Annotated in this window: 19 protein-coding genes and 3 pseudogenes; 9 read left to right on the forward strand and 13 right to left on the reverse strand. The window is 61.4% G+C overall.

Annotated features, from left to right (window positions below; genetic code table 11):
• Positions 1–199: 199 nt before the first annotated feature.
• The 4 genes from AZF01_RS18085 to AZF01_RS18100 are packed head-to-tail and all read right to left on the reverse strand — an operon-like array spanning position 200 to position 3,976.
• The gene (locus AZF01_RS18085; RefSeq protein WP_024706323.1) at positions 200–1,003 is read right to left on the reverse strand and encodes an HpcH/HpaI aldolase/citrate lyase family protein; all 804 of its coding nucleotides are present in this window, start codon (positions 1,001–1,003) and stop codon (positions 200–202) included.
• Positions 1,000–2,517: a tripartite tricarboxylate transporter permease gene (locus AZF01_RS18090; RefSeq protein ID WP_036235684.1), complete on the reverse strand. Its 1,518-nt coding sequence runs from the start codon at positions 2,515–2,517 to the stop codon at positions 1,000–1,002. Before AZF01_RS18090 ends, AZF01_RS18085 begins: the two co-directional genes overlap by 4 nt.
• 18 nt (positions 2,518–2,535) lie before the next feature.
• Positions 2,536–3,003 (reverse strand): tripartite tricarboxylate transporter TctB family protein, encoded by a 468-nt coding sequence (locus AZF01_RS18095; protein ID WP_081725653.1) that lies wholly within the window; start codon positions 3,001–3,003, stop codon positions 2,536–2,538.
• The gene (locus AZF01_RS18100; protein ID WP_024706320.1) at positions 2,996–3,976 is read right to left on the reverse strand and encodes a tripartite tricarboxylate transporter substrate binding protein; all 981 of its coding nucleotides are present in this window, start codon (positions 3,974–3,976) and stop codon (positions 2,996–2,998) included. Before AZF01_RS18100 ends, AZF01_RS18095 begins: the two co-directional genes overlap by 8 nt.
• A gap of 161 nt (positions 3,977–4,137) precedes the next feature.
• Between AZF01_RS18100 and AZF01_RS18105 the strand changes: the two genes are divergently transcribed.
• Both AZF01_RS18105 and AZF01_RS18110 read left to right on the forward strand, forming a co-directional pair.
• Complete coding sequence (locus tag AZF01_RS18105; protein ID WP_024706319.1) at positions 4,138–5,139, forward strand: LacI family DNA-binding transcriptional regulator; 1,002 nt, start codon at positions 4,138–4,140, stop codon at positions 5,137–5,139.
• A 34-nt stretch (positions 5,140–5,173) separates the two neighbouring features.
• Positions 5,174–5,494: a transposase gene (locus AZF01_RS18110; protein ID WP_024706318.1), complete on the forward strand. Its 321-nt coding sequence runs from the start codon at positions 5,174–5,176 to the stop codon at positions 5,492–5,494.
• 77 nt (positions 5,495–5,571) lie between these two features.
• On the opposite strand, the pseudogene AZF01_RS23610 reads toward AZF01_RS18110, so the two are convergent.
• Positions 5,572–5,802: pseudogene (locus AZF01_RS23610) on the reverse strand (transposase); the annotation flags it as partial.
• Between the two features lie 86 nt (positions 5,803–5,888).
• Between AZF01_RS23610 and AZF01_RS18125 the strand changes: the two are divergent.
• Positions 5,889–7,240 (forward strand): IS3 family transposase gene (locus tag AZF01_RS18125; protein ID WP_152534477.1). Its coding sequence is split into 2 segments (ribosomal slippage): positions 5,889–6,224 and positions 6,227–7,240, totalling 1,350 coding nucleotides; the frame shifts between segments, so codons are not numbered across the junction.
• 74 nt (positions 7,241–7,314) lie between these two features.
• On the opposite strand, the pseudogene AZF01_RS18130 reads toward AZF01_RS18125, so the two are convergent.
• A pseudogene (locus AZF01_RS18130) lies at positions 7,315–7,935 on the reverse strand (transposase); the annotation flags it as partial.
• 229 nt (positions 7,936–8,164) lie between these two features.
• Here AZF01_RS18130 and AZF01_RS18135 point away from each other — a divergent pair.
• Both AZF01_RS18135 and AZF01_RS24510 read left to right on the forward strand, forming a co-directional pair.
• Complete coding sequence (locus tag AZF01_RS18135; protein ID WP_024708725.1) at positions 8,165–8,821, forward strand: glutathione S-transferase family protein; 657 nt, start codon at positions 8,165–8,167, stop codon at positions 8,819–8,821.
• A 330-nt stretch (positions 8,822–9,151) separates the two neighbouring features.
• On the forward strand, positions 9,152–9,679 hold the full coding sequence (locus AZF01_RS24510) for a hypothetical protein (protein WP_244435577.1): 528 nt from the start codon (positions 9,152–9,154) through the stop codon (positions 9,677–9,679).
• Between the two features lie 19 nt (positions 9,680–9,698).
• Here AZF01_RS24510 and AZF01_RS18145 read toward each other — a convergent pair whose 3' ends face one another.
• The 5 genes from AZF01_RS18145 to AZF01_RS18165 are packed head-to-tail and all read right to left on the reverse strand — an operon-like array spanning position 9,699 to position 21,070.
• Positions 9,699–12,239, reverse strand: a complete 2,541-nt coding sequence (locus AZF01_RS18145; protein ID WP_024708723.1) for a DEAD/DEAH box helicase family protein — start codon at positions 12,237–12,239, stop codon at positions 9,699–9,701.
• Complete coding sequence (locus tag AZF01_RS18150) at positions 12,239–14,041, reverse strand: hypothetical protein (RefSeq protein ID WP_024708722.1); 1,803 nt, start codon at positions 14,039–14,041, stop codon at positions 12,239–12,241. The genes AZF01_RS18145 and AZF01_RS18150 overlap by 1 nt, the downstream gene beginning before the upstream one ends.
• Before the next feature lie 11 nt (positions 14,042–14,052).
• Positions 14,053–15,255 (reverse strand): hypothetical protein, encoded by a 1,203-nt coding sequence (locus AZF01_RS18155; RefSeq protein WP_036237462.1) that lies wholly within the window; start codon positions 15,253–15,255, stop codon positions 14,053–14,055.
• Positions 15,255–18,455, reverse strand: a complete 3,201-nt coding sequence (locus tag AZF01_RS18160; RefSeq protein WP_197489619.1) for an exodeoxyribonuclease V subunit beta — start codon at positions 18,453–18,455, stop codon at positions 15,255–15,257. The genes AZF01_RS18155 and AZF01_RS18160 overlap by 1 nt, the downstream gene beginning before the upstream one ends.
• A 2-nt stretch (positions 18,456–18,457) precedes the next feature.
• Positions 18,458–21,070, reverse strand: a complete 2,613-nt coding sequence (locus tag AZF01_RS18165; RefSeq protein WP_024707690.1) for a PD-(D/E)XK nuclease family protein — start codon at positions 21,068–21,070, stop codon at positions 18,458–18,460.
• Here AZF01_RS18165 and AZF01_RS18170 point away from each other — a divergent pair.
• The 3 genes and pseudogenes from AZF01_RS18170 to AZF01_RS18180 all read left to right on the forward strand — a co-directional run.
• Entirely contained in the window at positions 21,069–21,458 is a 390-nt protein-coding gene (locus tag AZF01_RS18170; RefSeq protein ID WP_024707691.1) for a transposase, read from the forward strand. The two genes, AZF01_RS18165 and AZF01_RS18170, sit on opposite strands and share 2 nt — an antisense overlap.
• A complete protein-coding gene (gene tnpB, locus AZF01_RS18175; RefSeq protein WP_024707692.1) occupies positions 21,455–21,808 on the forward strand; it encodes an IS66 family insertion sequence element accessory protein TnpB in 354 nt (117 codons plus the stop codon). Before AZF01_RS18170 ends, tnpB begins: the two co-directional genes overlap by 4 nt.
• A 69-nt stretch (positions 21,809–21,877) precedes the next feature.
• A pseudogene (locus AZF01_RS18180) lies at positions 21,878–22,816 on the forward strand (IS66 family transposase); the annotation flags it as partial.
• Positions 22,817–22,911: 95 nt separating this feature from the next.
• Here AZF01_RS18180 and istB read toward each other — a convergent pair.
• On the reverse strand, positions 22,912–23,682 hold the full coding sequence (istB, locus tag AZF01_RS18185; protein WP_036236820.1) for an IS21-like element helper ATPase IstB: 771 nt from the start codon (positions 23,680–23,682) through the stop codon (positions 22,912–22,914).
• Positions 23,672–25,207 carry an IS21 family transposase gene (gene istA / locus AZF01_RS18190; protein ID WP_024707693.1) on the reverse strand — a complete coding sequence of 512 codons (1,536 nt, stop codon included), beginning with the start codon at positions 25,205–25,207 and terminating at the stop codon, positions 23,672–23,674. Before istA ends, istB begins: the two co-directional genes overlap by 11 nt.
• A 63-nt stretch (positions 25,208–25,270) precedes the next feature.
• On the opposite strand from istA, the gene AZF01_RS18195 reads away from it, so the two are divergent.
• Entirely contained in the window at positions 25,271–26,638 is a 1,368-nt protein-coding gene (locus AZF01_RS18195) for an IS66 family transposase (protein WP_061449814.1), read from the forward strand.
• Positions 26,639–26,890 lie beyond the last annotated feature (252 nt).

The following is a 26,890-nucleotide window of genomic DNA, read 5'->3' on the forward strand; positions in this document are numbered from 1 at the left end:
CGGTGAAGACCGGCAGATGTCCCGATCCCCGCCGGTTACGATACCGACCTTGCCCGTCCTCTTCTTGCCCGCGCGCACGATGACGCGGTGGCCCGCAGCCCGATAGGTTTCGGGATGCGCCGCAACCAGTCCGTCAAGCATTTCCGGAACGTAATCGTTCGGATCGTTCAGGATCTTCTTTATCTCTTCGTACTTCCCCTCAGTAGTCGCGCGCCGCTCCCCCGGCATCAGCAACAAGGTCGAGATCGTCCGCCATCTCAATACGCGCGGCCCGCGCGGCATCATAGAGCAGCCCCACATCGGCCGGTCCCACGATGAAGCTGTATCCCGCGTCCCGGATTTGGCTGTAATTCCGCCCGCCTCCCAAGATCGTACCAAGCTTCACGCCGCTTTCGCGACCAGCACGCTCGACTTCTTCCTTGCACTTGAGAAGATCAGGATGATCGAGCTGTTCCAGAAGGCCGATGGACCCAGACAGGTCATTCGGCCCGACGAAGACCATATCGATCCCATCGATCGCACCGATCTCGGCGACGTGAGCGACCGCATCGATATGCTCGCACTGCACCATCAGCAGCAGGTCGTCATGCGCCTCCTTCGCGTAGTCGGTCCAGCGGCCGTAATGCGAGGCGCGCACGATGGGCGCGGCATAGCCCCGCCCGCCCCTTGGCGGGTAAAAGCACGAATGCACGATACTCTTGGCCTGCTCCACCGAATTGACCATTGGCACGAGGATCGAGCGAGCGCCGCGGTCCAGTGCGCGCTTCAAAGTCGTATCGCTGCCGTCGGGCACGCGCAGCACCGCTTCGCCGCCCGCCGCCTGCACCGCACGGATGAGGCTCAGCCCATCCTCGAGTGGCGCCGCACCGTGCTCGCAGTCGATGACCACCACGTCCCAGCCGGCGTTGACCACGATCTCGCAAACCTCCGGCGATCCGGTATCGATCCACGCGGCGGTCACGATCTCGCCCCTTGCGATCCGTTCCTTCAGGGCATTACTCATGAGATGTCGTCCTTTGCGTCATTGATTTCATTGGGTTTGAGGATGGTGCGGATCGCGCGATAGAGGCAGAGCGACCATATCAAGATCGTCGCGCCCCCCAACACCATGGAAATGTTGCGATCGAATAGCGGCATTAGCGCCCCTTGCGATTTGATCATCGAGGTCATGAAATTCTGTTCGACCACCGGGCCCAAAACGACGCCGAGGATTGCCGGCGCGATGGGCAGGCCGCCCAGGATCATCGCATAACCCAGAAAACCCAAGACCAAGATGATCCAGATCGAGAAGACCGAGTTCAGGACTGCAAATCCCCCGATCAGCGAAAGCGCCAGCACCAACGGCATCAGCATGTGCTTGGGCATTCGAAGAAGCTGGCTCGCCATCAGGATCGCGATGCCTCCGGTGAAAATCATAAATATGTTCGCCATCAGGAATGCCCCGAAAAGAGTGTAGACGATCTCGCCACTGCGCTCGAAGATGTCCGGGCCAGGGTTGAGGCCCTTCATCATCAGCACGCCAATGGCGATGGCCGTCACGCTGTCGCCCGGTATCCCGAAGACCAGCGCGGGCGTCCATGCGCCGCTGACGGCCGCGTTATTGGCGGCCCCCCCGTCGACCAGTCCCTCGGCATGGCCGTGCCCGTATTTCTCTGGCGTGCGTGAGAACTTCCGGGACACCGCATAGGCGATCCACGCAGCAACATCCGCGCCCGCGCCCGGCAGTACGCCGATTAACACACCCATGGGACCCGATCGCGCGATGTTCTTCCATCGTGCCTGAATTTCGCGCAGTGCGTTGCCGATGGCCTCACCCAGCGGTTCCATCTTCTGTGTTTGGATCCTGGCCGCCGGGTCGCGCCGCACCGCCGCTGCCTTGAACAACTCGGTCAACGCGAAGAACCCGATCATGGCCGAGATGAACTCCACCCCGTCGAACAGATCGTAAAGACCGAATGTATAGCGCGGCTCGCCCACCGCGATATCGATGCCTACGCAAGCGACGGCAAGGCCGATGAACAAGCTCGCAAAGGTCTTGGCGGGCGGCGCATCGGCCACGAAAACGGCACAGCTGAGGCCGAGGGCAGCGAGCCAGAACATCTCGTCGCTCGAAAAGTTCTTGGAAAAATCCGCCAGGAGCGGTGCAGCCAACGCCAATGCGCCGACCCCGATGATCCCACCGCAGACGCCGGCAAAAAGCGACACGAACAGCGCCGTACGCGGCTGTCCCCGCTCCGCGATGGTCGCGCTGTCGGCGACATAGGCGGCGGAAGCCGGCGTACCAGGTATTCGCAAAAGCGCGCCGCTTATATCGCCTGCAAAGATGCCCGTTGTGGTCGTGGCCACGATTGCCGCCACCGCTGTCACCGGATCCATGTAGAACGTAAACGGCACCAGAAGCGCCACCGCCATCGTCGCCGAGAGCCCCGGCAGCGCGCCAACCAGAGCACCGTAGAGCGTGCAAACAGCGATGGTTGCCAGAAGTGTGGGGTCGGTCAGCCCCCTCAAGATGTTCATCAGTTCCAAGACGTCACCTCACCACGCGAAGGGCAACATCACACCCCAGGGGAGCGAGACGCGCATCACCGAATAGAAGACGAAATGCAGGATCAGCGTCGCCGCGACTGACAGCACACCCGCCGAGATCCACCCGCCGCCGTAAAACCGCGTCACCAGGAAGAGAAGGCAGACCGTCGCCAGATGAAAGCCGAGCGGATTGAGCGCCAGCGCATAGGCCGCGATCATTGCGGCCAGCAGGGCGACCCTCCCCGCCCCGCGTACATCAAACGCGGCCTGCTTACTCAGCCGCGCGCGAAAATCGGCCAGTACGATCAGCAAGCCGGAAATCGCCATGCCCCCGGCTACGATCTTCGGAAAGAACCCCGCGCCGTAGCTCATGGTGGGCGGCGCGGAGAACCCGCGCGCGCCCAGATACATGGCGGAGCCAGCAAGAACCAGGGCCCCGCCTGTCACGAAATCGCTGGTCACGCGAATTTTAGTCATTTTTCTTCATGCCGATGGCCTCAATCGTGGCTCCCAGGCTCTCGTCGTAGGCCTCCATCACCGATCTCAATTGTGCGGCATCGCCCCAGACGACCGGCGCGCCGAGACTCGCACGGAATTCGGCCCAGCGATCCGACGCCACGATTTCCTCCAGAGCGGCCTCATAACTGCAGGTGATGTTCTCGGGCAGATCCTTCGGCCCCGAGATGCTGGTGAAAGCCGCCAGCGTCCATCCGCTCTCGAGTTCGTCAGCCGTCAGCGGTACGTCCGGAAACGCCTGGCTCGGCGTGTCGCTCATATAGGCCAGCGCCCGCACTTCACCCGAATCGATCAGCGACTTACCCTCTTCCAGCGAAGGCGTCACCATGTCGACACCGTGCGCCAACAGTTCCTGCAACGCGCTCGCCGAGCCCTGCGAGGGGACCCAGCGGATCGCCTGAGGATCCATGCCCTCGGCCTCAAGCATTCCCGCGAGCGCCAGATGCCATATCCCACCCAGAGCAGTGCCCGATGCGGTCAACTCACCCGGATTTTCGCGCGCGTAATCCAAAAGCTCCGTCAGGCTGTCGAACGGGCTATCAGCGTTCACGATGACACCCGCCGCCGGCATGTTCATCAGTGCGATGGGCGTGATGTCCTCATAGGTCAGATCCGTCAACCCGAACCAATGCATCGTATCGATCTCGACCGTCGCCGCGCCGATCGTATAGCCGTCGGGCCGCGCGCGCGAGATCGCAGTATGACCTGTTACGCCGTTGCCGCCGGTGCGGTTTACCACATTGAAGGGAACGCCGAACCGTTCCTGCAAGGCTGTCGCGAGCTGGCGCGCATTGGCGTCGGTCGTTCCGCCCGCGCCCCACGGCACGATGACGTTCACCGGGCGCTCGGGCACCCAGTTGCAGTCCTGCGCAACGGCCGCATGGCCGAACCCGGTAGCCGCGAGGATCGCGGCGGAGAAAATCGCTTTGTTCATGGTGTCCTCCCAGACATTGTGCGGCCCCCTCGGGACCAGCATGAAATCGAAGATGGCACGGAAAAAAAAGCTAGTCAATCGTTCTACTAGATCGTTTTACTAAATCGTTCTACTTGACGTCCAACGCCGCTTTCAGCCAGAAACATACGAAAGGAGATTCCATGCGCGCCCGCGTCACCCTAAAGGATATCGCCCGGGAGACCGGGCTCTCGGTCAGTTCCGTATCGCTCGCCTTGCGCGGTGACACCCGCTTTCCGGCCGATACGATCGCCCGTATCCGTAACGCCGCCACGTCGCTCGGATATGTCTACAATCAGGCAGCCGCCGATCTGCGCATGTCACGCACCAACCAGGTCGCCGTCTGTCTCGGCGATCTTACCAACCCTATCTTCAACGACATGCTCCTTGAGGCCGAGACCGAAATTGAGAGCCGCGGCAAGCGCCTGCTTCTTGGCATCACCCGTGAGAATCGCGCGCGTCAAGCCGACTTCCTTCACCAAGCGCTTCAGGTCGGCTGCGAGGCGCTGCTACTCTGCCCAGCCTACGGCACCACCTGCGCAGATCTGGACGCGATCCTGCGCGTCGGCGACACTCTCGCCATCTCGACCGCGCTGTTCTTTCGCTCGGTAGAGGGCTTCGATGCTCCACAGATCGTCATGGATGAGGTCCGCAGCGGTCGCCTTTCCGCGCGTGCAGCCATTGATGCCGGCCACCGCAACCTTCACTGGATCGGCGGTGGCCGGCAAACGAGCGCCGCGTTCCAACGTCAATCGGGCGCAGTGGCCGAGATCGTCGAGGCCGGCCTCGCGTCCCCGGGCCTCCATCCCGGCCCCACCTCACGCGCCTACGGCTTCGCCAAGGCCACCGAACTCCTTGCCACACACAGAGGAGAGATCGCATTTCTATGCTTCTCCGACCTTATCGCAATGGGGGTGCTAGCGGCCTGCCACGCCGCTGGGCGGCGCGTTGGCCATGACGTTTCCGTCGTCGGTTGCGACGACATGGACGAGGTCAAATACGCCATCCCTCCCCTCACGACAATCCGGATCGACCTCAAGCACATCGTCGCCACCGCCATGCAGGCTGCCACCACGCCCGACTTCCCGCGCCCCGAAGCCTTCGAACCTGTTCTAATTCAGCGCGAAAGCCTGTGCCGTCTCTGAGCAACAATTATGTCTTGCAGAACGCTCGGCGATCATGATCGAATGCCCCGAGATCGGCACGCTTGGCCGAAAGCAGATCGCCAGCCTTGCGGGTTTGGCGCCCATGACCCGACAATCGGGCCAATGGCGTGGAAAGGCCCTCATTCAGGGAGGACGAAAATTCCTGCGCGATGCCCTCTATATGCCGGCCCTCGTCGCCCTCCGCTTCAACAAACAGATGAAGGCAAAATACGAGGCGCTGAAAAGCGCAGGAAAACCCGGAAAAGTTGCCGTGAAAGCAATCATGCAAAAGCTCATCGAACTCGCAAACGCACTTATCCGCGATGACAGAAAATGGGCCCAAATGAGGGCTTGATCAAAACGGATAGATCGTGTCCCATGACGTGGTGTAGCTTAGACGACCACGGCTCATCCCAGAGGGGCGGATGAGTGTCAGCTTGCTGCTGGCAGGCTGATGAGCGGATCATCGCTCATCGTGGCGATTGTCTCAAGTGTCATGTAGCGGGACCTCTGGACGGCCCATTCGTCGTTTTGCTCCAGGAGCAAGGCACCGACCAGTCTGACGATGGCGTCGTCGTTGGGGAAGATGCCAACGACTTCAGTGCGTCGCTTGATCTCGCCGTTGAGACGCTCGATCGGATTTGTCGAATGAAGCTTTGCCTGTTCCGTCTCAACGCCTTTGAGACAGATCTGGCTTAACGGATAAGGGAGGGTTTTGGCTCATCATAGCGCACGCAAAGGAAGCGAAGATGAGACAGAAATCCGGGCAGCAGAAGCCGACGGCAGACAAGGCGATCAAGGATATCCGCCGGGCCACACGCAAATCCTATTCGGCCGAGGAAAAGATCCGCATTGTGCTGGAAGGCCTGCGCGGCGAAGACAGTATCGCCGCGCTCTGCCGCCGCGAGGGTATCGCCGAAAGCATGTATTACACTTGGTCGAAGGAATTTCTCGAGGCCGGCAAGCGGCGCCTGGCCGGCGATACGGCTCGGGCCGCAACGACGGATGAGGTGAAGGCATTACGTCGGGAAACACGCGATCTGAAAGAGGTCGTGGCCGAGCAGACGCTGGAGCTGCGCCTGCTCAAAAAAAGCATGATCGGGGATGGGGACGCAGAAGAATGAGATACCCCGCATCCGAGAAGTTGGAAATCATCCGGCTGGTCGAGCAATCGCACCTGCCGGTGAAGAAGACACTGGAGCAGCTCGCCATTCCCCGCCAGACCTTTTACCGCTGGTATGACCGTTTCCAGCGCTTTGGCGTTGAGGGGCTGGAGGACCGCTCATCCGCCCCGTCACGGGTATGGAACCGCATTCCCGATACTATCAGGGACGAGGTGATAGAGCTGGCGCTTGAAGAGCCGGAGCTCTCCCCGCGCGAACTGGCGGTGACCTTCACCGACACAAAAAGCTATTTCGTATCAGAGGCGTCCGTCTATCGCCTGCTCAAGGCGCACGATCTGATCACCTCGCCAGCCTTCATTGTCGTCAAGGCGGACAATGAATTCAGGGACAAGACCGTTCGCCCCAATGAGATGTGGCAAACCGATTTCACCTATCTGAAGGTGATCGGCTGGGGCTGGTTGTATCTGTCCACCATCCTCGATGACTTTTCCCGATATATCGTGGGATGGAAACTGTGCACGAACATGAAGGTGGGTGATGTAACCGACACGCTGAACATTGCGCTTTCTGCATCCGGCTGCGACAGCGTCAAGGTGGAGCACAAACCGCGGCTTCTGTCGGATAATGGCGGATGCTACATCGCCGAAGACCTGGCGGACTGGCTGAAGGACAGGAAGATGGAGCAGCTTCACGGCGCGCCCGGTCATCCGCAGACCCAAGGCAAGATCGAGCGCTGGCACCAGACGCTGAAAAACCGGATCCTGCTCGAGAATTACTTCTTCCCCGAAGACCTTGAAGCGCAGATCGGCGCATTCATCGACCATTACAACAATCGCCGATACCACGAGAGCCTCGGCAACCTCACACCGGCGGATGTCTACTTCGGCAGAGGAGACGAAATCCTGAAACAGCGAAAGAGGATCAAGCAACAGACCATTCAAAACCGACGCTTGCAACACCACGCAAACGCGGCTTAAATCAACACATCAGACGAGCCAATCTCTCCTGATAGCCAGACCCCATTCTGTCCATAATCATTCGACGACGGACAGGTCCAGATCGGCTCGGCTTCTGATGTTCCGATCTCCATGCCGAGCACTTCGCGCCGGCCGTCGGTGTTCACGCCCACCGCGATGATGACGGCGACTGAGACGATGCGCCCGCCGCGTCGGACCTTCAGATAGGTGGCATCAATCCAGAGGTAGGGCCATTCTCCTTCGATGGGCCTGTCCAGAAAGGCCTTCACCTTGTCGTCTATTTCCTCGCAAAGTCGCGAGACCTGGCTCTTGGAGATGCCCGACATGCCCATGGCTTTGACGAGATCATCGACGGACCGGGTCGAAACGCCCTGGATATAGGCTTCCTGGATGACCGCCGTCAGAGCCTTCTCCGCCATCCGGCGTGGTTCGAGAAAGCTCGGAAAATAGCTGCCGGTGCGAAGCTTGGGGATGCGCAGCTCAACGGTGCCCGCTCGCGTTTCCCAGTCTCGATCGCGGTAGCCGTTGCGCTGGGCAAGCCGGAACGTGGTCTTCTCGCCGTATCCAGCGCCTGTCTTCGCGCTCACCTCCAGCGCCATCAGTTTCTCGGCTGCAAAGCCGATCATCTCACGCAGCAAATCGGCATCAGCGCTCTTCTCAACAGCCAAGCGCAGGTTCATCATGTCGTCGGTCATCGGTGGTGTCCTTAAGGTTGGTTCTAAGCAACCCGACCCTACCGGAAATCACCGATGGCTATGAAATCCAGCTACACCACGTCATGGGACACGATCCTACGGAGACCAATAGACCAGAAATCCAGGTCATCGAGTGAGCGGGACAGACTTTCGATGCGGTTGTCATGAACTCGGTTTTGTTTTTCAATTGCGAGACAGTTGCCCAAATTTTTGTTTCCAGGACTTCGAAATGCGCGACAACATCACGATCTGGACCCTCGACTGGGTGCCAATGACCAATGGCCCTGCCGGCTTCGTTCGCGACATGCGGCTAAGATGGGCATGTGAGGAAGCGGGCCTTTCCTATTCCGTCCGAACCGTGCCATTCGGGGAAAGCGGTCCAGACCATCTTGCCCGTCAGCCATTCGGACAGGTTCCCTTCATGTCGGACGGTGATCTCCATATGTTCGAGAGCGGGGCCTGTGTTTTGCATCTGGCGGAGAAGAGCGAGACGCTGATGCCTCGTGATCCGCAAGCGCGGGCCGAAACCCTTCAGTGGTTCATCGCTGCTCTCAACTCCATCGAGATGGTGTCCGTTCCATGGTGGTTCCTTGAATTGACAGGTGCGAAGGAGAACGGATTGACTGACTGGCTGGAAAGCCGTCTGGCCCACATGGAGCGCATCCTGAATGAGCGAGAATGGCTTGCTGCCGGTCGTTTCACCATCGCGGACCTGATGATGACGGACGTCCTGCGCGTGGCAAAGCTCCGCGCCTTCGGAGATCGGCCTGAAACGGAAGCCTATGTGGAAAGGGTCATGGACCGGCCCGCTTTCAAAAAGGCCTATGCCGACCAAGTGGCACATTTCGAGGCTGCCGACGCCGCCCGGCGTCAGGACGAAAGCTGATCATCTCGATTTGGTTTCCTGCGGGTCGACAATCCATATATTGTCCGCCGAAACTGCCGTCGGCTGCCCAGCAGAAACCTGGAGGTTTGGGTTCGAAGCAGCAATGAGGCGGCGACGCAGTCCTGCCCTATCCGATCAACTTCGACAGCGTCAGTTCGGCGGGAAGCGGACTCTCGCTGCGGTACGCAGGAATGCGGCCGGTGAACGAACCCGCTACGCGGGAAGGCGCGTGGGGTTGGGAAACAGCGAGCACGCCGACGTTGAGGTTTGATTGAGCACGGTCCCGTTCGGGTGGTCCATCCGGTTTCTTTCAACAAAAGGAACCGAATGATGACCAGGATATTTCCCGAGACTTCCGTCAGCACGCTTCGCCAGCGTCTGATCGATGACATGAACATGCGCCATTTCTCTTCGGCGATCCAGCGCAACTATATCCGTGACATTGGGCGTTTCACGAGGTTTCTGGTGACCCGAGCCCCGACTTCCCTCCAGTTTTCGGGGCGCAGAGCAGCTTACGGCGAACTGGGTCAGATCCTTGTGTTGACGGAGCGTCAAGCTATTGGAAAGGCATCAAAAACAACAAAACCCGCAGCGAATGCTACGGGTTTGTTTGTATCGGTGGTTGCGGGGGCTGGATCTAATCTTCACTTGTTGCCCGAGCAAGTAAAGATGGTTGCGGGGACCGGCATCGATCACAACTTGCAATCGACGCCGGTAAAGATGGTTGCGGGAGGCTGCAACCACCATTACTTGCGACCTACTAACAGCCATTTTCCTATCAACGCCAAATCCAACGCGAGGAGAAAGGTTGCTAAAAATAGCAGCTTTCATTCCATCCTATTCCGAACAGCAGCGTGAGTATCGGTTACACTACAACTCAACCGCCACGTTTTCCTGGCGAAAAATCCGGCACTGCGCGCCGAACGCGGTCAGCGCAGGTTCGTTTGTCATCTGTCACCTCTGACCGACCTGGAACGGGACGCAGGACATCGCCATGCAACTGCGCCCTCAGTTCCAGCCAACGCGCCTTGAGAACCTGCCAGTTGTGATCGTCGTATGTGCCACTGACGACAACAGGGTGAACCCGAATGCGGGGCGGGAGACCATCACCATGATCCCTCCATTTCCGCCATTCGCGAAGCCAAAGACTGTTCTTGCGATCCACACGCCCAATCTGCTGCTCGACAATGCCGGGATTCCACTCCGCGTGCAGTAGAATCACTGTGCGACAGGCCTCATGCAGATTCAGGCCCTCACGCCCGACGCGGGATTGCGCGAGGAGCACCATCGGCCAACTGGACGACCGGTTGAATGCAGATTGCAGCATACGCCGCGTTTGCGGTGCGGTTGCGCCTGACATCATCCTAGCGAAGTTGCCCTCGCGCCCGGAATAATCGTTCAGCCAGGCATCCAGCCGGGCTTTCTGCGTATCGTTGTTCTCTGCTTCATCATCCCCGGCAAGCTCCATGAGCAGTTTTTCGAACAGCCCGAGCATTTCCCGCCCCGTCCAGGAAGCGCCCGCAACTTCCCGCCTGCCACCAAGTGCCTCGAGCAAAGCCCCGAATTGAAGGTCTTGTTTGCCGTCCTCATGGCGCAGAATCTCTGACAGAAATGCAGCAGCTCCTCCCTCCAGCGCAAGGTCTTCCAACTCCCGATGAAGCCGTGCGAGTTCAGCCCGGCGCTCGCTCGCCCACTCCTGATAGCGGGTTTTCAACATCACATCGATTTCGTCGACCCCACCCGCCACCGCAAGATCAGGATCCCTCATCGCCGCAATGACGGCTGCTATATTGTTTTCCCCGATCCCACTGGCAGGCCAGTGCTGTCCGTCTCGCAAACGACGCAGCATCTCACGCGCGTCCAGCAGTCTGGTCAGCACATTCATCGGCGTCAGGAACCTGCCGAAGACGAGCACTTTCTCGCCGGCCCGTGTATAGGCCTCGATTTGTCTCACAGCCGCCAGGATCGCAGGGTGGCTATAGATGTCGTTGCTTTCAGCGGTGAAAGCTTCCGTCCAAAACCCCGCCGGACCAACGAGGTTTGCATCTGTCATGCCAGAAGGGCTGTCTTCCTCATCCTCTCCAAAGCCGAACCCATACCCCTGGGCAACGGCGAGCCTGACCCGTTTCACACGCGGATCATCCTGAGGGAGTAACGACAGCGCCTCAGCCGCACAAAAGCGGCGCAACCAGTCACGGGTAAAACCCTCTGCCTCCGGTGAAACCGGGATATCGGTGACCTCACGATAATCACCATGACTGTCTTTGAAGACGCAGAATTCGGGGTCACTGCGTTTGTCCCGGCGCAGGACGTATGGTCGCAATGCTGCGCAGAACTGCCGGGCGGAGGTCTCGAATTCCCCGGTCAGCGTCTCGTCCAGTTCTTCGGTTTGAATCCGACGAACAACATTCACATAGCCGGTGATCCATTCCGTCAGCGCTGCGAGCGCAGTAATATCCTGATCGTCATCGCGACCATTGAGCCGCTCCAGCGTGTCGATCCACTGGCTGGAGTCCAGCTCGACCGGGGTGGCGGTCATGCCCAGACGAAAAGGATCATCCGCTTCCCAGCTTACCGGGCCGAGAATGCGCGAAAGGCTTGAATCTGCACCGCGCGCCTTGTGGGCTTCGTCAACGACTATGAGATCAAACTGACCCAGACCATAGCCGATCAGCGGCAGAATCCTGTTCTTGTAATCGTCCGCCGAAAGCCATTTCTGATCGCCGTTAATGGCATCGCGCGGCAGTTCGTGGTCCAGAATCGTTTGGGCAATGTGCCGCGCCGCACGGCGACTGGCATATACATAGCCCACCTCACCCGAATGGAAATTTTCGCGCATGAAGTTGCGCCGTCGACCGTCAATCAGGCGGGCGACGTTGGGTAAGAGTTCCCGGCGCCAGCCTCCAGCGGGGCCTTCTCCACGATTGGGAAACTGCATGTTCGCGAAGGAATGAGAGATCATTATGATCTCTTCGGCGGCCCAGCCGTTCTCCGGCAACTCACGCTGCTTGCGGCGATCCGAAAGCCACTCCTTATGGCTGTGTAACCGTCTTGCGCTCCCCTCCGCATCGGTATCGTGCAAGAAACCGGAGATGAAACCATCATAGCTGCGCAGCGGCAGCAATGTCTTGTCGTCGGCGTTGAACCGTTTCAGTTCCTGTTGCCATTGTGTCCCAAGGCCCGCGGGCAGAACAATGGCGCTGCGCCCGCCCGCCTCCCGCACCGCTGCGATCAGCGCCGCCGCAATGCGGGTCTTGCCCATACCCACCTCATCAGCCAGCAGGGCCGAGCGTTGGCCCGCCCGGATACGGCACGCTAGTTCTGTGACACTCGCCTTCTGGCCATGATCTAGCAGGGCATCATCAGACGTCCCTGCGATACGATCCAGAATGTTCGCGACCTCGTTCCAGTCCACCATCACGCGGCCTCCCGTTCCCAGAGCGATGGGTAAGCGCTGAGCTCCCACGCGACGGACACTGCCAAAAGCGCATCTCTCAATAGGTCTGGCGAAACCCCTTCCGGGCGCATACGCGGATCTGCCAGAGCAGGCAGAGGATTTGCCCTGGCGTTCCGGAAGAACTCGAGCATCGTTTTTTCGCGAGACGCGATAGCGCAAAGGTTCTGTTGCAACTCCCGACACCACCTTTGCCAGTCCCGCGGGTCCAACCTTGCCTGTGTCTCACAAAGACGCACCAGAAGTTCCATCATCCTGCGAATGGGATAGGCAGCTGGCGGAGCTTCGGTGGTATCTGAGGCGTCGGTGAGCGGCTCTTCGCCTTCCTCACCCTCATCTTCGCTGTCAGCATCACCTGGCTCGGGAAATGAGCCAAGGCTGGCAAGGATATCTTCGACCGACATATCGGAGGGGCGAGCGACAACAAGTGCTTCGGAAGAAATGACAGGCAGCCGCCAGCCGCCCTCCGCGAGTGTCACAATCGCTGGAGCCGGTGCAGGCCATGGACAAGGTGTCTGGGCCTGAGCCGCATCGACACCAATCACCATCACCGATTTGTCTTCGGGGGCCGAGAGCACCCCGTCTTGCCATATAAGCCACGCAACTGGCGGCTGGGTTTCTGGCTCATCGGGGCGCACAAAGCCTTCCCCTTGCTGCAGGGCCTCGGGCGTCACCACATCAGTGAACTGGATCGGCAAAACAGCGGCGATACCGTTCCGCGTGTCCCTGCGTCGCGGCCATTTCAGTCCTCCCGGCAGATCGACGATCACACCTGCCTCAAGGTTTCCCCCGGCGCTTGCGGCACGCTCAAACCCGTTCATGCTCAGATTGCCGGATCCAAGATAAGCCCGTCCCGAGGCCTCGGTCTCGCCTGACGCCAGCACCACAAATTTTGCATGCAGGCACCCATCAGTTCCATGCAAGACAGAGCGCGGAGGGCGCAAATTCCAGCCTGCGTCAATCAAGGCACCGGCCCGGGCAGCAAGCCCCTGACAGGAGGACGGGTTGAGAAACAGGTCGAGAGCCGCTGTTTTCGTCAGGGATTTCTCCTGCACCAATGCGCGGCGCAGTCGCTCTGGCAGGCCAGCAGCACCATCGCCGTCGCTCTCGAAATAGCCAGACCCGAGGATGAGACGGTCGGCCTTCTTCTTGGTACCCAGGCGCTCGACCACCTGAGGAAACAGCGCCTGATTGCGGCTGTCGATGAAGCGGGGACGCGCGGATGACGTGGGCAAGGCTGTGATCGCGGCCTCCAGCAAGGCGTCTGGCCGGTGCCCGTCAAAACTGCGTTCGATCAGGGCGCAATCTGCCCGCTCGCGCAGCCAGCCAAACATCTCATGCGCGGCGCGGATATCGGCAATGTCCTGTGCGTCAGGCACAGCAGAGTCCAGATCGATCGACCAGAACAGGTCGATGCTGCGAGTAAGCGGATCCTGTGTCCAGTTCCCCGTGCTGACAGCGAGGCGAATGACATAGCCATCTCCGCCGCGCTTGCGAAAACCCAGAAGCGCCGCCTTGGCATGGAGAAGGTTGTAGCCGCGTCCCGCGAGGCGCATCCACATCCAGGCAAGTCCCGGAACGTCCGAGATCGCATTCACGGTTGGATGGATGAAGGCGGCCAGCACCGGGCGCGCCATCTCGCCTGTGAATGTTCGGCGGATCTGCCCCAGGACCTGCCGCGTCGCGGTGAAGCCGCACATAAGGCCAAAGTCGCCATAACAATCTTCGGGCGGCATGAAGAGGGAGTAGAGCGTCGTGTTCTGCATCAGACGGCCTCCTATCCCGCGTCACGGCTGCCCGGGTTCACCTTTCCGGACAGCTCCGTCACCAGACAATGAAGATTGTGCAGCCGGAAAAGCTGCGGCGCGAAGGCCTCGTCCTGAGGGGGCCGATTCTCGTCCTGGGTCTCCGAGCTGCCCCGCAACTCGCCCGCAGCCGGCCCGAGAACAATGCGGCCTTCGCACTGAAAAATTACGGTAGAATCGCGCGCGGCCAGCCTCTGGATCAGCTGCTGATCGGACAGATTTCGGATTTCCGCGATAAATCTGCGGCTAGTCTCCTCATTGCCCTGATCGACAAGCGCGCCTTTTGCCGTGGCCAGATCGCGCAATTGTTTCAGCGGCTCGGCGGCGACTTCGGCTGCCTCCGCTTCTGACAGGCGCACAGGCTGATTATCGTCGCGAAGCTTCAGCAAGTGCTGTTCCAACTGGTCCAACACCGACAACGCAGCATCGCGCAGATCCATAAAAGCCGCTCCTGCGCGTAAATCCGACCAATGATCCGGCGCCAGCCCCGCCAATGCGGTTTCCTGGTCCAAATGCGCGGAGCTGGGGCCAGTGCCGAGGCGCGCCAGGGCCCGGCGCCGGGTCGAGCCGGGATCATTTCCGTCGAGCAATCGGGCAAGGATCAGTTTACGCACCGCTTCCGGGACAGCCCCAACCGGGGAAAGCACTGTCAGGGCCTCCTTCAAGCCATGTGGCTGCCTGCCATGCGCCCAGGCACCAAGCAAACGGCGCGGTTCTTTCATCGCATTCAGCTCCAACAGCTCTCTTCCAGCGCTATGTATGCGGAACGCGCCGTAGCGGCTGCCCTGCACGAACCCGAGTGCGACCAGAGGCTGCACCATCGCCATGCGGATCGGCTGAACCACATAAGTTCCGCGACGCCTGAGATTGTGGAAACTGCTATCCTTCAAGCCCTGCATCTTCCTCGCCCCTCGCACACGGCGATCCTGCGGGCCCGCGATGACTTCAAGCATGACGCGCGCTTCGACCGCGTTGCCGACAGGCAGTGCCGGCACACCAAGTTCCTCGGCGATAGAGATCGCCAGAACCGACCAAAGGATGGGCATGGGAAACCACATGCCGCCGATTCCGGGGACCGCCCGATCATTGAAATGACGAACCGCCGCCGCAAGCCCGAGGTTCTGCTGGCGCCGTTGCGAAACCACGGTATCGGGCGCAAGTATTCCCCAGGGCATCAGTTAACTCTGGCCTGTGCGAAAGCTCCCGCTGACGCGCCCTCATCTGCCAGTTCCAGCCAACCGTGATCGACCCAGAACACCGCCACGCCCTGCAGCGGATGCTGCGGGTATAGTCCGGCCAACAGTCCGGCATAGCTGGAAAGCTGTGGCCAATAGGGGCCAAACCCGTCACCGCCGCCGCCGGATTTATGGTCGATCAGCATCGCGCCTGCCGGGCCGATGGCGAGAAGGTCGAGAGCACCGGGGATCTCTGCACCCTCGGGCGTGTGGCCAAGCACCGGAATCTCGGCGCGCAGGTCCGTATAGCCCTGATCGGCAAGCCAGGCTTTCAGCGCCGTGGCGCGCTCGGCCACTAGCGCAAGAGTGGCGTCGTCAAGCCCGGTCGCGAGAGCCAAAGCCGGGGCCAGATCGGGCCGGGTCAGGTATGTGCGCAGCGCCAGATGCAGTGCTGTGCCGCGGTAGGCATCGTTCAGTGCCTTTGGCCAGGGTGCTCCGATGTTGATACGGCGGGACACGGGCGGCACCCCCGCACTACGGGTTTGCGAGGGCTGCAGCCGCCAGGGCGTCAGCGGTGTCACGGGCAACGGCGCAGCGGCACCGAATCGCAGCGCTGAGGCTGCCGCACCGCCTGCGTACTCGGTAAATCCCGCCTCTTCAGGCAGTTGCGTGATCAGCGCCGGGCAATCCACGCCATTGATGCGCAGGCTGCCCGCCCCGATCTGCGGTGCGCAAGTATCGGACAGGATATGAAACAGGTTCGTAGCCTCGGGCGCGTCTTCTTCGCGGTCCTTCAGAAAACCCGGCCATTCCAGCACCATCCGGTCACGGGCACGGGTCAGGGCGACATAGAGAAGGTTTTTCGCATTGGTTTCAAAATCGGCGCGGCGGTCTTCGATGAAACGGCGGGTCGCCTCGGGCGCGGCAAAGCCGGGCGTGTGGATTAGGCTCGCGGACCCCAGCACCACCGCCATATCGTCGATGCGGTCCAGGGCATCGAAACGGGTCGCAGTGGCCCCCGCACGTTCCTCAATGCCATAGTCGAACTCGGCGACGACAGTGATCGGCCATTCCCGCCCTTTGGAGGCGTGCCAGGTGACGATCTCCACCGCCTCGTCGCTGTTGGCGGAAGGATCGGGATGACGGTCGAAATCGCGCTCGCTCCCACGGGCGTCGAGCCAGCCGAGAAATATCTTGGCAGTCTCGCCGTGGAACCCCGAGGCGGATTTGAGATCGCGATGCGCGGCTTCGAACTCACCCGCCTCAGCCTCTAGCCGCAAAAGATCGGCACGGGATTGGGCGGCGTCAGGCTGACGTTCCGCCCAGAGGCGCAGGCCGGCGGCATCCAACACCAGATCAAGGGCCGCACCCACCGGCAGGCGGGCCAAAAGGTTCGACAGAGCGGCGAGCCGCATCAGCACCGGGTCATCCACCAACCGCCCTTCCATTTGGGCGGATAGCGCCTCCTGCAAGGGCAGCGGGTCCGGGCCAAGCGTGCGCAAGAGCAGCCCGGCATGGATATCCGCCGGATTGGCGGCAAAGGCCAGCGCGGCGCGGGCGGCAACGATCACCGGGCTTTTCGCCCAGCCATCCTCGGCGATCCGCACCGGAACGCCGCGCGCGCGCAATTCCTCGGCATAGCGGGCGGCGGTGGTGTGGCGGCAGACCAAGAGCGCGATATCCGAAGGCCGCGCCGGCCGGGCGGCCTTCGTGTGGCGGTCGGTGATGGTCTCAGTATCAGTCAGGATACGGGCGATGCGCTCGGCGATGTGTTCTGGGGGCTGCGAATACTTTTGTGAGCGCCGTCCCTGCGTAGCGTTCAGAACCTCGATCGCGGGACCTGCGACCGCATCGCGGGTCGGCGCCAGCGGGTTATAGCCCTGCCCAAAGAGGCCAGCCCCCATCGCATTGACGAATTGCATGATGGCTGGGGTCGAGCGCCAGTTGCGGTCCAAAGGCTGGGTCGCATCGGGGTTTGCCGCCGCCAGCGCTATGGATAGGCGCGGATCGGCGCCCTGAAACCCCATGATCGACTGTTTGACATCGCCCACCAGCAGTGTACGCGGCGCGTGCTGGCCCAACTGCCACAAAAGCGCGAATTGCACAGGGTTGGTATCCTGGAATTCGTCGATGATGACGCAGTCGATCTCGTCCAGCACCGCTTGCCGCACGGCGAGGTCGGTGCGGAGCAGGTGCTCAGCCCCGGTGATCATATCAGCAAAGTCGATCAGGCCGAGCGCCTTCTTGCGGGTCTCATAGGCCGCCATCACCTCTTGCGCGCAGGCGATCAGGCAGGACAGGTGCAGCTTAGCATCGGCCAGCGGGCCGGGATGGCAGGGCAGCACATCCGCCGCCGCCATGATCGCCGTGGCAAGGTCGTCATATCCCGCAGGCGTCTTGCTGGAGCGGTTAGAGATGAACAGGCTGCGCAGATCGTTCCAGACCTGCCAATCCCGATCCAGAAGATCGGGCGCGCGATCAACACGTTTGAAAAGCGCGAGGTTTTTCTCCAGCTTCTCGACATTGGTTTTGGCGGTGATCCCGGCCATGCCTCCCTCGGGAAAGGCTGCGATCATGACCTGCACGGCCGTCTGCAACGCGGTGGTCGCGGCGATAGGGTCATCCAGAACCGGCCCGTAAACCGTATCCAGCTGCGTCAGTGCCGGAGCGATCAGGCCAGCGTCACGCCCCTTGTCCCCAAGGCCGCGCAAGAGGTCGATCATCGATAGCACCCGGGCGCGCAAACTGTCTTCGACCGTCTCGCCCTTCACGAAGTTCGGGGCGTAACCGAACCGCTCGGGCGCGGCCTTGATCGGGTCCAGCGCCTTGGCATGTGCCAGTGCCTGACGGATCAGCAGATCCCGCTCGGCATCGCCCAGATGGCGCGGCTGCGGCGAGGCGCCAGCCGCCAGAGCATGTTCGGTCAAAAGCCGCAGGCCCAGTCCATGTATGGTCGAGACATAGGCGCGCTCGACCGCCATCGCCTCGGCGACCAGTCCATCGGCCAGAAGGCCGGCACGGATCCTTTCGCGCAACTCGCCAGCCGCGGCCTCGGTAAAGGTGACGGCAAGGATACGTTCGGGCCGGACAATGCCGCGTTTCACCCAATCGGACAGCTGGGTCTTGATGCGGTGGGTCTTGCCCGCGCCGGCACCCGCGGGAACGATGACCAGACCTTGATCTGCATTGACGGGGGCCATGGTCATTCCTCCTCGAGCGTGCGGATGAAGGCGGTGACCAGGGCCGAGCCATCGGTCAGCGCATATGGGGTGAAGCCGGCTTCTTTCTTGAAGAAGGCCGCATCCTCAGAGGTGTTCAGCACGACCCGTCCTGCACCAAGTTCGGCCAAGCGTTCCGCCAGCTTGGCTACCGCCCCGGCATTCACCGCATCGCCCATGTCGCGGGCGGGCGAGCCCTCGGGCAAGACCAGACCCGAAGTCAGCAGCCCGCCATCATTCATCAGGTGATAGGCGACCGCCACCTTGCGGCCGATCAGCGGGTCCATGCCGTCACCCTCGCGCCGCATGGGCCGCGCTATCATATCGGCGTAAAGCCCTGCCTGCAGATCCCAGCCCGCCTCCATCCGCTGCCGTCGGCCCTTGGTGCCGCTTTTCTTGTGATCGATGATCAAGAGTGCACCATCAGGCAGTTCAAGGATCGCGTCGGCCTTGCCATGCAGATTGATGCCATGCGCCTCACCGGCCAGCCAGATTTCATTGCCGATGATCTTGGCATTGAGCGCCAGCAAATGGTCGCACCAGCGCAGGGCCGCCGCCATGATCTCACGCTCCAAACCGTGGCGCTCCATCTCCCATGACGGGCTGCGCAGATAGCCCGCGTGACGGGTGAGCGCGCGGTCATAGGCCTCGGCGATCAGTTCTGCCAGCGCCTCGGTTTCCGGGAACGGCTGATCCTTCAGGAAGACATGCTCAAAGACATCATGGGCAATATTGCCCCTTGCCATCACGTCGAGTTCTTCGGTCGACCAAGACATATCCTCGGCCCCAACCTCGGCCAGAAGCCAGGCGAGCGGGCTGACAAGCAGCGTCTCGAGCCGTGAGGGCGATTGCGGTTTGGCGGTGCCGTCATCGCGCCGACGAAGGGACAGAAGGTCATGCCCCGGGAAAGCAAGCTCCTCAGGCAATTCCGCGGGTTCCGGCACCGGCATCAGATGGTGATACGCAATCGGCCATTCCGCAGGGCTCTGACGCGACAGATCGGTGATCAGATCGCTGGCATCCTCAACGCCCGCCACCGCCCGCGCGACCAGCGACAACCCGGCCGAAGGTTGCAAGCGCCCGCCCGCCAGATCGCGCCATGGGATGAGGAAGGTGACGCTGCCGGAAACCGCCTGAAGCTGTTGATCAAGTAACGCGAGGCTTTGCGCCAGCCCCTCGGCCCGACCGCGAAGGTGAACGCCGGTTCCCGCGTGTATCGCAGCGATCTCGCTGTCAAGAAACAGCGGATTGGCACGCGGGCGAGTCGGGTAAAGCCCGTCGGTGAAATCGCTGACGATCAGATGGCGGCATGGGCGCCACGGGCTTTCATGCGCGGACCAGAGGCTGACGCCTTCAAGATTGCGGTCGGGGTCCGCAACCATGGGCGGCGCGATCTGAATGCCACGCAGGATTATCTCCCAATCCGGCGTGCCTTCGCCGGGGGGGACAGTCAGCCGCGCGCGGACCTGATCGCCTTTTCCGATCCGCTCGCAGATCCGGTCCAGCAGGAATCGCAGCTGCGGCAAGCTGCCGGCCGAGGCGCGGATATCGTCCCACAGTTCCTTATGTGCGGGCGTGTCCGTGAGGATGGCGCCTCGGAAATCGCCACCCATGAGGCTTTCGGCAAGATCGCGCCCGGTCTGTGCCGCCCAGGGCATCAAGGGAGAAAGCGCGAGGCTCGCCAAGACCATAGCCGGAGTTGGCGGTCGCTTGGCCAGCGCCAGATGTAGCGCGGTCTCGCCAATGACATCTCGCTCGGGTAATTGGCCCGGAAGGCCCGAGAGCGGCACTCCCTGGGCTGAGAAAGCGCGCGCGATCTGGCGCAGATCATCGCCCGACAGCACGGCGATTTCACGGGCCGAAACGCCGGACTCAATCAGCGCCCGGGCTTGGGCGGCGGCGAAATCGGCGCAGGCGGCGGGATCGCGCAGACCATAGAACGCGAGGCTGTCATCCAGAACCCCGGCCTCGATATCCTGCGCTGAAACACCGCCCTGCAGCGCGTGCAGGCGGCTGCCGATTGCGGCCCGGGGCGTATAGGCGCTTGCGGGAACAGTGCCGAACTCGTCCCGCAACCGGGCAAAAAGCGCCTGCAGCGCAGCAGGAGCTAGAGGATCCAGCGAACCTTCAACCACCGGCAACGAGCCCAGGAACGGCCCATGCGGCAGGGCCAGCACATGGGAAATCGGTGCCAGCCCCTCTGGCAGCGCATCCCCCAACCTTTGCCACAACGCGACCAGCGCCAAGAGATGCCGCTTGGCGCGGCTGTCTGGCAGGTGATCGACGTTCGGCACCTTCAGATCCGGCGTGGCCAGCACAAGATCCGTCAGCGCGGCGGTCACCGCCGAGATCGTCTCGACAGGCGCATTGGCAAGACTTTCGGCCCAGACCGGGTCAGGCGCCTCGGCAATGGCACGCCCCGGCGCCCATTCGGCAGAAATGGGGGCAAGGGACAATTCGGCAAGACCGGTATCGGTCAGGCGGTATTGCAGGCCGGAGCGCGGATCAGTGGTAACCGGTGTTCTACCCCCACATTGTCTGCAGGCTTCTGATTTGTGATCGACATTCCATGGATGAGCGACAAGGAGTTTCTCCATGGAGTCTACGTTGGAGGTTTTCACAACGGGGCGGAGCAGGCGTGAGACGCATCGCCAGTGGCCTGATGAGGTCAAGGCGCGGATCGTGTCGGAAAGTTTGCGCCCGGGCGCGACAGTAAATGAAGTAGCGGGACGCTACGGGCTGAAGGCCAACCACCTGTCATCGTGGAGAACCCTTGCGCGGCAGGGCAAGCTGGTGTTGCCAGAGCCGGAAGACGCAGTCGAGTTTGCGGCCATCGTTGTTGATGCTCCAGCGCCGGAGCCGCAGACCGTCAAGGTCGCTTCCCGCGCCGAGATTGTCGTGGGTCCAGTTACGATCCGTCTTGAGGAAGGCGCGTCGGCGTCCCGGATCGCGGCTATCGCCCGCGCCTTGGCGGCAGCGACATGATCTTTCCGTCGAACCGCGTACGGATCATGGTGGCGACCAAACCTGTCGACTTCCGCAAGGGTCATGACGGCTTGGCGGCCTTGGTAAAAAACGAGTTGCATAAGGACCCGTTTACGGGAACGGTCTTTGTCTTCCGGTCGCGCAAGGCGGACCGGTTGAAGCTGATCTACTGGGATGGCTCCGGAATCGTCATGGCCTACAAACGGCTTGAAGAGCACACATTCACTTGGCCTGGCATCAAGGATGGCTTGATGACACTCACACATGCTCAGTTCGAAGCCCTATTTGCGGGCCTCGACTGGCGGCGGGTTCATGCCGTCCAGACGAGAACGCCGGAGGCCATCGAATAGCTGCGGCACGATGACTCAGCGCCCCAAATTCCAGAGGCAAATCCGCTCGGGATTTGATATTTTCCGGCCATGCTCGAAGCCGCCGATCTTCCCGATGATGTTGCCGCCCTGAAGGCGCTGCTGATCGCGGCGCAGGCACGCGAGGCGGCAAAGGACGTCGCGATAGCCAGCAAAGATGAGCATATCGCCCGCAAGGATGAGCGGATCGAACGACTTGAGAAGCTGGTCGCAGCGTTCAAACAGGCAGCCTTCGGACGCAAATCCGAGAAGAGCGATCCTGACCAATTCGACCTGGCGCTGGAAGACCTGGAGACGGCCATGGCTGTCATCCATGCCGAGGATGAGGCGGACGCTCCTGCGGCAAATAGGATTGCCAAGCCACGTGCGATCAATCGCGGCTCGCTTCCGAAGCATCTCCCGCGTATCGAGGAAGTTATTGAGCCAGAAAGCCTGATCTGCGGCTGTGGCGGTTGCCTCCATTGCATTGGCGAAGATGTCTCCGAGCGGTTGGACGTGATCCCAGCACAGTTCCGCGTGATCGTCACTCGTCGCCTCAAATATGCGTGCCGTGCCTGCACTGACGGCGTCGTTCAGGCTCCCGCACCTGCACGTTTGATCCAGGCAGGGCTTCCGACGGAAGCAACCGTCGCACATGTTCTTGTCTCCAAGTATGCCGATCACCTTCCGCTCTATCGGCAGGCGCAGATCATGAGCCGTCAGGGCATCGATATCGACCGCTCCACGCTTGCCGACTGGGTCGGTCGGGCAGCCTATGAACTACGGCCCGTCTTCGATGCACTGATCACCGACCTGAAGCGCTCGACCAAACTGTTCATGGATGAGACCCGTGCCCCAGTTCTCGATCCTGGCTCCCGCAAGACCAAGACCGGATACTTCTGGGCGCTGGCGCGGGATGATCGTCCTTGGGGCGGCGGTGCTCCGCCAGGTGTCGCCTTCACATACTCTCCCGGTCGCGGCGGCATTCATGCCGAACGGATACTGCAGGGTGTTGATTTGCACTGAGAGCTGACCCGGGTTTTCCATCGAGAAGTGACCCACCTTTGGTTATGGCTTTTGGGTCATGTGTTGGTCAATGCACGGTTTCACTCCTTCTTCTTTCGGGCTGCTGCGGCTGAACTTGCCTTGAAGCGGAAGCTGTCGTTTCCGGTTTCCAGGATGTGGCAGCGGTGTGTGAGGCGGTCGAGCAGGGCCGTGGTCATCTTCGCGTCGCCGAAGACCGTGGCCCATTCGCTGAAGCTGAGATTGGTTGTGATCGCGACGCTGGTGCGCTCGTAAAGCTTGCTCAGCAAGTGGAACAGCAACGCCCCGCCCGAGGCACTGAACGGCAGGTATCCAAGCTCGTCGAGGATCACGAGGTCGAGGCGGGTCAAGCTTTCGGCAATCTGCCCCGCCTTGCCCTTGGCCTTTTCCTGTTCGAGGGCGTTGACCAGTTCGATTGTGGAGAAGAAGCGGACCTTGCGGCGATGATGCTCAACGGCCTGTATGCCAAGGGCGGTCGCGACATGGGTTTTTCCGGTGCCCGGTCCGCCAATCAGGACGACATTCTGCGCGCCGTCGAGGAACTCGCAGCGGTGCAGCGTTCTAACGGTGGCCTCGTTGATATCGCTGGCGGCGAAGTCGAAGCCCGAGAGGTCCTTGTAGGCTGGGAAGCGTGCCGCCTTCATGTGATAGGCGATGGAGCGCACCTCCCGTTCGGCTAGTTCGGCCTTCAGCAGTTGCGACAGGATAGGGATGGCCGCCTCAAAGGCAGGTGCCCCCTGTTCGATGAGATCCTCGACGGCTTGGGCCATGCCATACATCTTCAAGCTGCGGAGCATGATCACGATGGCACCGGCGGCAGGGTCATGACGCATGGCGGCCTCCTGCAGTGATCTGACTGCGCAGGGCGTCATAACGTTCGACATTGGCCTTGGGCTCGCGCCGCAGGATCAGCGCTTGCGGAGTATCCAGTGGCAGACCACCAGTCACCTTGCCGTCGACAAGGCGGTGCAGGAGGTTCAGCACATGGGTCTTGGTGGGCACGCCCTCGGTCAGTGCCAATTCCACGGCGGTCAGCACGGCCTGCTCATCATGCTGCAAGACGAGTGCGAGAATATCGACCATCTCGCGATCACCACCGGGTTTGCGTAGCATCTGATCCTGCAACTGCCTGAAGGCAGGTGGCAATTCCAGAAAGGGTGCGCCATTGCGAAGAGCCCCGGGCTTCCGTTGCACGACCGCCAGATAGTGACGCCAGTCATAGATCGTCTTCGGGGGCAACTTGTGGCTGCGCTGGATCAGGCGGGCATGCTCGCACAGGATGTTGCCCTCCGCCGCCACGACCAACCGATCGGGATAGATCCGAAGGCTGACAGGCCGGTTCGCAAAGGATGCGGGAACGCTGTAGCGATTGCGCTCGAAGCTGATCAGGCAGGTGGGTGAGACACGCTTACTCACCTCGACAAAGCCGTCAAACGCCACTGGCAGAGGCATCAAGGTCCTTTGTTCCGCTGCCCAGACATCGGCGATGGTTCCGGGCAGCGTGCCATGGGCAGTCTCATGCCACAGCTCGTAGCAACGCTTTTCCAGCCACGCGTTCAGCCCCGCAAGATCAGAGAAGTTTGGCATGCCCTGCAACATCTGGTGACGGGCGTCGCGGACATTCTTCTCGACCTGCCCTTTCTCCCAACCCGCCGCCGGATTGCAGAACTCGGGCTCGAACACATAATGGTTGGCCATGGCGAGGAAGCGGATATTGACCTGCCGTTCCTTGCCCCGACCGACACGGTCCACAGCCGTGCGCATGTTGTCGTAGATCCCGCGCTCCGGCACGCCACCGAAGACTCGGAATGCGTGCCAATGTGCGTCGAACAGCATCTCATGGGTCTGCAAAGGATACGCGCGCAAGAGAAACGCCCGACTATGCGACAGCTTGATATGGGCGACCTGGAGCTTCGTGCGCTCGCCACCCACGCCTACAAAGTCCTCGCTCCAGTCGAACTGGAACGCTTCGCCAGCACGGAACGCCAGCGGAACGAACGTCCCGCGACCTGTCGTCTGTTGCTCGCTCTGACGATCTGCCCGCCATTCTCGTGCAAAGGCCGCCACACGACTGTAGGAGCCGGTGAAGCCGAGAGCGACGAGATCGGCATGCATCTTCGTAAGGGTCTGCCGCTCTTTGCGTGGCCTCCCGGCATTGGTCTTCAGCCAGACCGCCAGCTTCTCGCCAAAAGGGTCAAGCTTGCTCGGGCGATCAGGCGTCGCAAAATGCGGCTCGATGACATCAGCCTTCAGATACTTCTTGACCGTATTGCGCGACAGGCCTGTGCGGCGCGCGATCTCTCGTATCGGCAAGCCCTGACGAAGGCGCAGCTTCCGGATCACGTTCAGTAGTCCCATGTCGATCACTCCGTTGACCCCCTCGCGCTTCGCTCGGGGAAGGGTCACATGGGTCAAATCTCAATGGAAATCTTCAGCCCAACCGGGTCAGCTCTCAGTGCAAATCAACAGGCCCTGGAAACAAGCGAGATTGCCGCCGCCGCGATGACCGCGCGGATGTGTCTGCCGGACATCGAAGAGAAGGACAAACCGAAGCGCCGCCCGATCCCGGATCATGTCCCGCGGATGGAAGTCGAACTGACGCCCGGTGCCGATGCCTGCGCTGACTGCGGCGGCCGCCTGCGCCGGATCGGCGAAGATGTGACCGAAGAACTGGAATACATCCCCGGGCGCTTCATCGTGAACCGGATCGTCCGTCCGCGCCTGACCTGCGCCTGCTGCGAGAAGTTTGTTCAGTCGCCGCTGCCCTCGCGCCCCATCGAGCGCGGCCGCCCGGGGCCAGGTCTCTTGGCCCACGTGCTGGTCAGCAAGTATGCCGATCATCTGCCGCTCTACCGCCAGAGCCAGATCTTCGACCGCGAAGGGCTGGACCTCGACCGGTCCACCCTGGCCGACTGGGTCGGCAAGACCACCGCCCTGCTGGAACCCGTCGCAGACGCCATCGGCCGCCATGTCCTGTCGGCCGAGGCGATCTTCGCCGATGACACGCCGATCAGCATGCTCGCTCCCGGCAGCGGCAAGACCCAGACCGCACGGCTCTGGACTTATGCGCGTGACGAACGACCGTGGGGTGGCGCGGCCGCGCCCGCCGCCTGGTATCGCTTCTCCGGTGACCGCAAGGGCCAGCACCCGAAGGACCATCTCGCCCGGTTCCGCGGCTGGATGCATGCCGACGGCTATGCCGGGTTCGAAGACCTCTACCGAACCGGCGCCATCCGCGAGGTCGCCTGCATGGCCCATGTGCGGCGCAAGTTCGTCGACATCCACCGGTCGCAGGGCTCTCCCATCGCCGAACAAGCCATCAGCCGGATCGCGCAACTCTATGCTGTCGAGAAGGAGGCCAGAGGCTCCCCACCAGATGTCCGGGTCGAACTCCGCAAGGCACATGCGGCCCCGGTCTTCGAAGACCTGGAGGTCTGGCTGACCATGCAACTCACCACGATCTCTGGAAAATCCCCGCTCGCAGCCGCCATCCGCTATGCCCTGACCCGCATGGAACGCCTGCGCCCCTATCTCGACAACGGCATCCTGGAACTGGACAACAACGCCGCCGAACGCGGCATGCGCGCCATCGCCCTTGGGCGGAAGAACTACCTCTTCGTCGGTTCCGAGGCTGGCGGCAAAGCCGCGGCCATCGCCTACACCCTGATCGAAACGGCCAAGCTCAACGCCGTCGATCCCCACGCCTGGCTCGCCGACACCCTCGCTCGCATCCCCGACTACAAAATCACCAAGGTCGATGAACTGCTGCCGTGGAGATGGAAAGGATAGCGGTCAGCCCGGACGGTTACGTTTGTACTGGCAGGTTGCCGGTCGTTTCGGCGTTGGGTTTCCACGGCGATCCGTTGGATTGCAAGAGCAGTAGAAGGCGAGCCAACACCGCGACTGCCGGGTTGAAAACGACCTTCTGAGAGCAGCGGTGCAAAAACCTACCACGGTAGCGGCGGGATAGTCCCGCTTCGGGCGGAGTAAAATCCGGCCACCTATTTTCCTTTTGCAATCATTGCAGGAGGGCTGGGGATC

Origin of the sequence: Martelella sp. AD-3, from assembly GCF_001578105.1 — a bacterium.
In the GTDB taxonomy this organism is placed as follows: domain Bacteria; phylum Pseudomonadota; class Alphaproteobacteria; order Rhizobiales; family Rhizobiaceae; genus Martelella.

Coding starts and splice junctions, on each gene's coding strand:
- AZF01_RS18170 (WP_024707691.1), top strand. CDS start 21,069: ATGGAGTCTACGTTGGAGGTTTTCACAACGGGGCGGAGCAGGCGTGAG.
- AZF01_RS18110 (WP_024706318.1), top strand. CDS start 5,174: ATGATCGAATGCCCCGAGATCGGCACGCTTGGCCGAAAGCAGATCGCC.
- tnpB (WP_024707692.1), top strand. CDS start 21,455: ATGATCTTTCCGTCGAACCGCGTACGGATCATGGTGGCGACCAAACCT.
- AZF01_RS18135 (WP_024708725.1), top strand. CDS start 8,165: ATGCGCGACAACATCACGATCTGGACCCTCGACTGGGTGCCAATGACC.
- AZF01_RS18105 (WP_024706319.1), top strand. CDS start 4,138: ATGCGCGCCCGCGTCACCCTAAAGGATATCGCCCGGGAGACCGGGCTC.
- AZF01_RS18085 (WP_024706323.1), bottom strand. CDS start 1,003: ATGAGTAATGCCCTGAAGGAACGGATCGCAAGGGGCGAGATCGTGACC.
- AZF01_RS18160 (WP_197489619.1), bottom strand. CDS start 18,455: ATGGCCCCCGTCAATGCAGATCAAGGTCTGGTCATCGTTCCCGCGGGT.
- AZF01_RS18150 (WP_024708722.1), bottom strand. CDS start 14,041: ATGCAGAACACGACGCTCTACTCCCTCTTCATGCCGCCCGAAGATTGT.
- AZF01_RS18145 (WP_024708723.1), bottom strand. CDS start 12,239: ATGGTGGACTGGAACGAGGTCGCGAACATTCTGGATCGTATCGCAGGG.
- istB (WP_036236820.1), bottom strand. CDS start 23,682: ATGCGTCATGACCCTGCCGCCGGTGCCATCGTGATCATGCTCCGCAGC.
- AZF01_RS18095 (WP_081725653.1), bottom strand. CDS start 3,003: ATGACTAAAATTCGCGTGACCAGCGATTTCGTGACAGGCGGGGCCCTG.
- AZF01_RS18090 (WP_036235684.1), bottom strand. CDS start 2,517: ATGAACATCTTGAGGGGGCTGACCGACCCCACACTTCTGGCAACCATC.
- AZF01_RS18195 (WP_061449814.1), top strand. CDS start 25,271: ATGGAAATCTTCAGCCCAACCGGGTCAGCTCTCAGTGCAAATCAACAG.
- AZF01_RS18100 (WP_024706320.1), bottom strand. CDS start 3,976: ATGAACAAAGCGATTTTCTCCGCCGCGATCCTCGCGGCTACCGGGTTC.
- AZF01_RS18165 (WP_024707690.1), bottom strand. CDS start 21,070: ATGGAGAAACTCCTTGTCGCTCATCCATGGAATGTCGATCACAAATCA.
- AZF01_RS18155 (WP_036237462.1), bottom strand. CDS start 15,255: ATGCCCTGGGGAATACTTGCGCCCGATACCGTGGTTTCGCAACGGCGC.
- AZF01_RS24510 (WP_244435577.1), top strand. CDS start 9,152: ATGACCAGGATATTTCCCGAGACTTCCGTCAGCACGCTTCGCCAGCGT.
- istA (WP_024707693.1), bottom strand. CDS start 25,207: ATGGGACTACTGAACGTGATCCGGAAGCTGCGCCTTCGTCAGGGCTTG.